This is a genomic window from Mucilaginibacter sp. (assembly GCF_036383575.1).
Taxonomy (GTDB): Bacteria; Bacteroidota; Bacteroidia; order Sphingobacteriales; family Sphingobacteriaceae; genus Mucilaginibacter.
The window spans coordinates 1-7,806 of record NZ_DASVOB010000719.1 but is presented as its reverse complement, the minus strand read 5'-3'; the positions used below and the strand labels follow the sequence as shown (position 1 = coordinate 7,806).

Genomic DNA, 7,806 nt, shown 5'->3' with positions numbered 1-7,806 from the left:
AAGGAACTTGTTAAAAGTGACATGCATCATTTTGACGAGCTCTATAAGAAATTCCCCGGTCTGTTTACAGAAGAACCACCGGCATTGCTTCATGGCGACCTTTGGGGCGGCAACTATTTGATCAGCACCGAAGGTAAACCGTACCTGATCGATCCGGCGGTTAGCTATGGCAACCGCGAATTTGATATTGCAATGACCACGCTTTTCGGCGGTTTTGATCATGCTTTTTACGAAGCTTATAACCAGGAATTTCCTTTGCTCCCGGGTTGGCAGCAACGACTTAAGCTTTGGAACCTGTATCCCCTGCTGGTTCATGTAAACCTATTTGGCGGTGTGTACGCCAAACAGGTGAGGGAAAATCTTTCGGTATTTGTTTAGTTTGTACCCTGTACAAAGGTTGGCGTTTCAGATACATTTATAATTAATTTGCCATCAACTGTATTTACCTGGGTTTTAACAGCTTCGTCTGCGCCTGTTTTTAAGGTGTAGATATTTGCTTTGGGAGTGCCAAGGTCAAGGGTGTATGTACCGGTGCGGGCCCTAAAGTCCGGGATGGTAAGTGCATACATGGTTTGTGTACCTGCTATATACTTATCAACCAGCGGGTCAGCGCTGATAGTTCCGGCATATGTATAGGCACCCATTAATTTTGATGTTTGCAATATAAAATCGGCGGCAGGCCGGCGTTTCCCGTTTTCGGCCAGGCCAGATGTTGCATACTGAACATCAACATTTGGGGTATCATCAAAAAGCTGATAGTAGAAAACCCGCTGAATGCCGTGCCTGATGTAAAGGAGCGAAGTTCTTAAGATCCAATCGGCCTGTGTATCTTTTGGTAATTTATCACCTACGTATAAAGCTTTCTGATAGCTTCCCTGGTTTATATCATAACCGGATTCGGTTACCCATACAGGAACAGGCTTAGCTAAAGAGTTTGCGTATTGAACAAATGAATCGGCAATCTGGCCTGCCATAGAAAGCTCGGGAGGGAGCCCAATAGTGGCAGATTGATGAGTTAAGATATTACCATTGTTGTTGTAATAGTGATAGTTGATAATGTCGAAACACAGATCGACGCTGCCGTCAGCCCGATAGCCACGGTTGGTACGGCACCACTCTACCATTTTCTTAACAAAATCCACATTGGCGGTAGCCAAGCCACCCATCACAACTTTCATGTTAGGGTCGGCGTTTTTTACGCCAGCATTTTTGCCCAGCTTGCCTTTATCTCCATCATAAAAGGCCGACATATTGGCCGCGTATTCTTCGGCAGTTTGTTGCGTTGCAGGCCCTTTCCACCATTTATCGCGCTCATTATCACATTCAACATACGAAACAAGGCTCATACCTATCTTTACCTGGTTTGGCGGGTCATTAGTCCATCGTACGCTTGAATCAACTTTTACTAACGATCTGTCGATATTGACATTATAACCATAACGCGCAGCAAACTGAAAGGCCATATGCGCCTGATCAATATAACTTGCCGGATCCGCTTTGCTCAATCCGTAAAGGAGCGGGGCATTTTCAAGGTCCTGCATATCGTTAGGATAAGTACTAACCAGCCATGGCGGGCAATTTTTTATATCAGCCAAAACTAAAATACCTTCCTGTTTGCAACGGTTATAAATAAGGTCATAATCCCAGCTGCCTTCATGAGTTGGACTGAAAGTATAATTGCCTCTTGTACTTTCCATCCGGGCCCAACCAAGGTAATGCCTAACGCCGCTGAATGATTTAATAAGCGCCATATTGGTTTCATAAATGGTGCTTTTTAGATTAGGATTGGCTGGGTCCTGTAAAAAGTTCCACTCATAGGCATTGATGCCAAACATATCTTTTAACGGAACGCCGACACCACTGTATGAGCTTAATTTTATGTTAGCCGATGCCCCGTTAATACCAGCGGTAGTTTTTTCGGAGTTTTTTGCAGGAGGAGTGAGTTTTTCCGGCCGGCACCTGCTGAATAAAAAAGTAGAAAATAAGATGACTGCCAGTATTTTACTGTGAAATACGATTTGCATGCCTTGTGGTAGTTTTGTGCTCATAAGCTACAATTAATAAGTGTTAATAAAAAAACATATTCATTGTTTTCAGAGGCAGCGAAAACCGCATAACTATCCCATGAACCTTACGGAGTTATTTTTTTACTTAAAGTTTCAGGAATATGAGTAGTAGTGTAGTTATGTGTGTTTTAACGTATAGTTTATTGTCGAGGTTACAATATTCTTTAAGGTTTTGAAAATTCGATTTAATTTATTGTAAATTAATTGATTATAATTAGATGAAATAGGGGCGACTGAAATAAGTTAAAGGTTGTATAACCTTTATTTAATATATAATTACCAGTATGAATAGCATATGAAAAATCCCGAACCTTGCAGCCCGGGATTTTTAAGTTTGGATGGTATGATTAATTGTGATGCGATACTCACTTCACTTTAACGTATGTTTCAATAATTTCGTGGTCAACGTTGAGGCCTTCTATCTTCTCAATTCCTTTTTGAACGAGCGTGTCATTTTTGATAGTTAGCTTAAACTTGAAATCCTTATTTTCCCAATCGCGGGCATCACAATAGGCCAGGTGCTCTGTATAATCATCGCCGGATAGGGTATAGGTGCCCGCGCCGGAGGAATAAACGGGTTTGGCTGTTTTTCCGTGTACCAGGTCATGCGTGAAGAATGCGAAGTTTGTAGCGTTAAACATCTTGAACATTTCCTGGTCTTTTGGCGGTGTAGTTACCGAGGTATCTCCCTTCGCAATGCTTTTACTTGATATCAGGTGCCAGGTTCCATCGAGCTTATTGGCTGGTTGAGTAGTTTCTGTAGTTTGTTTTGGTGGATTGCCGCACGAAGATAGCACAAGCAACGCAAGAAATGCTAAGTAATAGGTTTTCATGGTGTTAATAAAGGTTATTGATATACAATAATAGCATAAAAAAAGCATCGGCAATCATATTTGCCGATGCTTTTTAAAATAATTTCAAAAGTTTATGCTATTCGCCGCGCTTCAGGCCAAATTTTTCAATTTTACTGTAAAGGTGGCTGCGTTGGATATCAATATCGTCTGCTGTTTTTGAAACATTCCAGTTGTTTTTCTCCAGCTTAAATTTGATGTATTCGCGCTCAGCAAAATCTTTATACTCCTGAAAGTTATTGAACTGATCAAAATCTGTTTGCGGGGCAGGAGCCGCTGTACCTGCAGTAACGGCAACGGGTGCCGAAGGATTAGCAAACGCCCGTACATCGTTATCGGTGATAACTTTGTCGCTCAGGATGATCAAGCGCTCAACCATGTTACGGAGCTCGCGGATATTGCCTGTCCACGGAAGGGCTTTAAGTGCCTCCAGAGCAGCATCAGAGATCTTTTTAACCGGCATGCCGTATTCATTACATATCTCATCCAAAAAGCTTTGAGTTAACAGCGTAATATCGTCCTTACGTTCTATAAGTGGTGGCACATGGATCAATATTACGCTTAAACGGTGGTACAAGTCCATACGGAAATTGCCTGCTTCAATTTCTTTGAGCAGATCTTTGTTTGTTGCCGCTACTACACGTACATCAACATCAATTTCCTTTTCGCCGCCTACGCGTGTGATCTTGTTTTCCTGTAAGGCACGCAGTACTTTTGCCTGGGCCGATTGGCTCATATCACCGATCTCATCCAGAAACAGGGTTCCGCCGCTTGCCGATTCAAACTTGCCAATGCGTTGTTTTATGGCTGATGTAAACGAACCTTTTTCGTGACCGAATAATTCACTTTCAATTAATTCTGACGGAATGGCCGCACAGTTAACCTCAATAATAGGAGCACCCGAGCGGTTTGATTTTTCGTGCAGCCAGCGTGCTACCAATTCCTTACCGCTGCCGTTAGCGCCGGTAACCAGTACGCGTGCATCGGTAGGTGCAACGCGGTCAATAGTTTCTTTGATCTTAATAATAGCCTGCGACTCGCCTAAAATAGGGCGCACCTTTGATACTTTACGTTTAAGTACCTTGGCTTCAACAACTAAGCTTCCTCTGTCAAGCGCGTTGCGAACTGTAATGAGCAAACGGTTCAGGTCTGGTGGTTTCGATATAAAATCAAATGCGCCTTTTTTGCTGGCCTCCACAGCGGTTTCAACCGTGCCGTGACCTGAAATCATGATGAAGGGAAGATCGGGTTTAATGGCGAGGCCGTCGGTAAGCACCTCCATACCATCCATGCGGTTCATTTTAATGTCGCACAGTACCAGGTCATAGTCTTTTTTTTCAATTAACTGAAGGCCGTCAACCCCGTTATCTACGTCTTCAACCTCGTAATCTTCATACTCTAAAATCTCGCGAAGCGTATTCCTGATCGACCGCTCATCATCAATTATTAAAATTTTAGCCATGTTTTATAGTTATGTACCGATAGTAATTGTTGTTTGCTAATATATGAGTTTGTATAGAAAAACAAACACTTTTAATGTGCTTATAAAGGTTTAAGCTGGGTAAATGTTTGCAGGTTTTTGAAAATTATCGAAAATAGATGGATGTAAATAAAAAACCCCTCACTTTACAGTAAGGGGTTATACAGCAGCAAACCTATAAGCCGGGTTCTGTTTTGCCTTTTTAAAGGGCAACTTCTATCATTTATCTGGCCCTGTTATCACTAACAGGTTTAAACAACCTACCCATCCTAACGACCTGCCTTGCGGCAGATACGGGAGCGAGCAACTCCGCTTTCAGGACCTATTTGGTTTTTCAACTCCTGAGGTTTACCGTCATAGCCGGTCGCCCGGTTATGCCGTGAGCTCTTACCTCACGTTTTCACCCTTACCCACCTAAGCGGGCGGTATTTTCTCTGTGGCACTTTGCTGTCGCCGGCTGCCGGCGCCTTCCCGTTAGGAAGCAGGATGCTCTATGTTGCCCGGACTTTCCTCCGCCAAAAAATTAGCAGCGATAGAACGTTTTGCGGTTGTAAAGATAGGGAAATTAGTTTAGTTCATGGTTGATGGTTCATAGATCATAGTAAAATAGATCATGGTAGAACAACAGCCAATCACTATCTTGTTGCTATAAAGTATCAACTATGATCTATGAACAAAAAGCTATTTGCAATTTTTCAAATCATCCTGAACCTGTTGCAATGTAATAGTCCCCATTTTATTACCGAAAGAATTGGTAACGTAGGTAAGCACTTTAGCAATCTCAAGCGGAGCTATATCATCAGCCTGCATTTCATCGTCAAATGTGCGGCCTGCTACAATGACTTTTCCTTTAAGGCCATTCTTAACAAAGCAGGCAAGTACTGTTTTGTTGCTTTTAAGGTAAGTTGAATCTGTTAAAGGAGGGATAAGAGCAGACAAGCCTTGCCCTTTATCTCCATGGCAATTTTGGCAATGCTGTTGATAAACAAGGCTCCCCGCAGAGTAATAGCGTTTAAACTCAATCTGGTCATCGCTTTGGCATGATGCACCAATTACAACTAACAAGATAGCTATAGCGCCAATTACTTTGATCCTCATTTAGCAGCAATTTGATCCGGTTCGGCTTTCAGTGTTTTGATATCAGCTATCAGTTTGGTTACTTCTGCCGGATCTGTCCCTTCATAAGTGCCGCGAAGACGTTTTTGCTTATCTATCAGGATAAAGAAACCATCGTGAATATATTCGCCTTTTGGATTTTTCTCGGATACGCTTTGCAGATAGCTTTTGGCAATTTTATAGGTATCGCCCTTTTCACCGTGTAACAACCACCATGTATTGCCGGCAATGCCTAATTTATCGGCGTAACGTTTTAATACCGGTACGGTATCATATTTAGGATCAATAGTGTGCGAAATGATCCTGAAATTATCATCGGCTTTAAATTCTTTATACACGTTGAGCATATTGCGGTGCATCACCGGGCAAATGGAAGGGCAGGTGGTGAAAAAGAAGTCGGCCACATAAATTTTTCCATCCAAGTTTTTCTGCGTAATTGTATCGGCGTACTGGTTTACAAACTTGAAAGGGGGGATGGTGGCATACTCGGTATCTGTTACGGTTTTACCATCAACCGTTTTAGTTACAGGTGTTTTATAACCTAATATAGGAAGAGCGGTTTTCGTGTTTGATTTGCATGCATTAAAAAGCGTTAATATTACAATGCCTATCCAAAGTTTCCTCATTATTTTACGGGTATTTGGGTAATGTATTTAGTTGAGCCTGTAACAGCCACATTGATTTGCGTATCTATTTTACTGATGAGCTTTTTTTGAGCTTCAAAGTAATCCATGATTTCCTGGTGCGATTTACCTTTTGTTTCGGCGTCAAACTTATGCATCCAATCGCTCATGGCATTATCAGCATCATCAACCAGTTTTAAATACACCTGGGCTGTATCCTTATTGATATTAGGAGCATTATGTTTTACCAGGCTATCGAGCAGCATCTTGTTTTTCATCAATTGCTCATCATTGGCCATCACTTTATCATGTACAGCAATTACCTGGTTTAAAAGATCTTTTTCCTGTTTTTTGGTATCGGTACAACCCAGTATCAAAGTCGCTCCGAGGGCTATGAATAGATATTTTTTCATGGTTTTTGATAACGTGATAAAACTTGGCAAATATGCTAAATGTTTAGCTGTTTAATACTCTTAAATAATAACTATAGTCTGTTACAGGTAAAGTTTTTGTACCTGCAAATTTCAATTGCTGCCCAATTTGCGCCCGGGTATGTGTGCCGTGATTAAGTACATGCGTCACGATATCGCTCAGTTGGGTTTCAAAATAGTCGCCGGTAAAGTTATGATAGGAGATTATCTTATCAAGATCTTCCTCATTGGTTTCATTTAAGAACGTTACCCATGCTTCATAACGTTCAGATACCTGTTGTTTGCATTGCTCAATTGTAACATTTTCGGGCCATGCGTTCGGCATGGAAGGAGGGAGGAGCTTGCACCTTTCAAGCCAGGCTTGCTCGGCAGCGAGCAGGTGCCCCATCAGTTTTAGGGTTATACCTGGCACACCACCGGCTTCCATAGCCTGTATCAATTGCTGATTGGCAAAACGATTGTAGGCAAACATTTTTATGAAGTAATTTTTCACGATGCACAAAATTAACGGCTAATGTATCAAAGCAATTTTGTATCTTGGTAAAGATGCTGGTTAACAATTAAATAACATAGTTGTCATATTCAGCAAACATCTGCTTGTTACCTTTATTTTATAGCTAAAACACAAGGTTATGAAATTCATTATAAATATTTCAAGGTTGCTGACTAATTTTCGTCAGTGGATGATGCTTAAAAGTATGCGTTCGTCGTTCATACATTAAGTTATCACTTATAATTTTTCATTTATAAATATAATTGCACTTTTGGGCTTTTGTAGCTCAAATTAATGGAACTTACTGACCGGGAAATATATTTAAGCAAAGATCTTTTTGGCAACGACTTTGAATGGGGCGTTTCGACGGCTGCTTTTCAGATAGAAGGATCGCACGAGGCCGATGGAAAAGGATTGTCTGTCTGGGATACCTTTACCGCCAAAAAAGGAAAGATCCTGAACGGCGACCATGCGCAAACTGCCTGTGATTTTTATAACCTCTATGAGCGCGACATCGACCTTATTAAAGAACTCAATATTCCCAATTTTCGCTTCTCCATATCCTGGACCCGTATTTTGCCCGAAGGTACTGGCAAAATCAACCAGGCCGGCATTGATTATTACAACCAGGTAATTAATTATTGTATTAAACAAGGCGTGGAGCCATGGTTAACTGTTTATCACTGGGATTTGCCTCATGTTCTTGAAGTTAAAGGCGGTTGGACAAATCGCGATGCAATAAGCTG

At 41.5% G+C, this 7,806-nt stretch carries 9 protein-coding genes and 1 other RNA gene; 2 read left to right on the top strand and 8 right to left on the bottom strand.

Annotated features, from left to right (window positions below; translation table 11 throughout):
• Window positions 1-378, top strand: a 378-nt coding sequence (locus VF500_RS25810; protein ID WP_330862416.1) for a fructosamine kinase family protein, incomplete at its 5' end; no start/stop codon positions are given.
• Here VF500_RS25810 and VF500_RS25805 read toward each other — a convergent pair.
• The 8 genes from VF500_RS25805 to VF500_RS25770 form a co-directional block, all read right to left on the bottom strand.
• Complete coding sequence (locus VF500_RS25805; protein WP_330862415.1) at window positions 375-2,048, bottom strand: hypothetical protein; 1,674 nt, start codon at window positions 2,046-2,048, stop codon at window positions 375-377. The two genes, VF500_RS25810 and VF500_RS25805, sit on opposite strands and share 4 nt — an antisense overlap.
• Before the next feature lie 383 nt (window positions 2,049-2,431).
• Window positions 2,432-2,899, bottom strand: coding sequence for a lipocalin family protein (locus VF500_RS25800; RefSeq protein WP_330862414.1), 468 nt, complete (start codon window positions 2,897-2,899; stop codon window positions 2,432-2,434).
• A 97-nt stretch (window positions 2,900-2,996) separates the two neighbouring features.
• A complete protein-coding gene (locus VF500_RS25795) occupies window positions 2,997-4,379 on the bottom strand; it encodes a sigma-54 dependent transcriptional regulator (protein ID WP_330862413.1) in 1,383 nt (460 codons plus the stop codon).
• Window positions 4,380-4,559: 180 nt separating this feature from the next.
• Window positions 4,560-4,946: RNase P RNA component class A (rnpB, locus tag VF500_RS25790), an RNA gene on the bottom strand.
• A gap of 132 nt (window positions 4,947-5,078) precedes the next feature.
• Complete coding sequence (locus VF500_RS25785) at window positions 5,079-5,495, bottom strand: c-type cytochrome (RefSeq protein WP_330862412.1); 417 nt, start codon at window positions 5,493-5,495, stop codon at window positions 5,079-5,081.
• Window positions 5,492-6,139 (bottom strand): SCO family protein, encoded by a 648-nt coding sequence (locus VF500_RS25780; protein ID WP_330862411.1) that lies wholly within the window; start codon window positions 6,137-6,139, stop codon window positions 5,492-5,494. The genes VF500_RS25785 and VF500_RS25780 overlap by 4 nt, the downstream gene beginning before the upstream one ends.
• Entirely contained in the window at window positions 6,139-6,549 is a 411-nt protein-coding gene (locus VF500_RS25775; RefSeq protein WP_330862410.1) for a hypothetical protein, read from the bottom strand. Before VF500_RS25775 ends, VF500_RS25780 begins: the two co-directional genes overlap by 1 nt.
• Before the next feature lie 43 nt (window positions 6,550-6,592).
• Window positions 6,593-7,060 carry a DinB family protein gene (locus VF500_RS25770; RefSeq protein WP_330862409.1) on the bottom strand — a complete coding sequence of 156 codons (468 nt, stop codon included), beginning with the start codon at window positions 7,058-7,060 and terminating at the stop codon, window positions 6,593-6,595.
• A 294-nt stretch (window positions 7,061-7,354) separates the two neighbouring features.
• On the opposite strand from VF500_RS25770, the gene VF500_RS25765 reads away from it, so the two are divergent.
• The coding region (locus tag VF500_RS25765) for a family 1 glycosylhydrolase (RefSeq protein WP_330862408.1) at window positions 7,355-7,806 on the top strand (452 nt) is incomplete at its 3' end.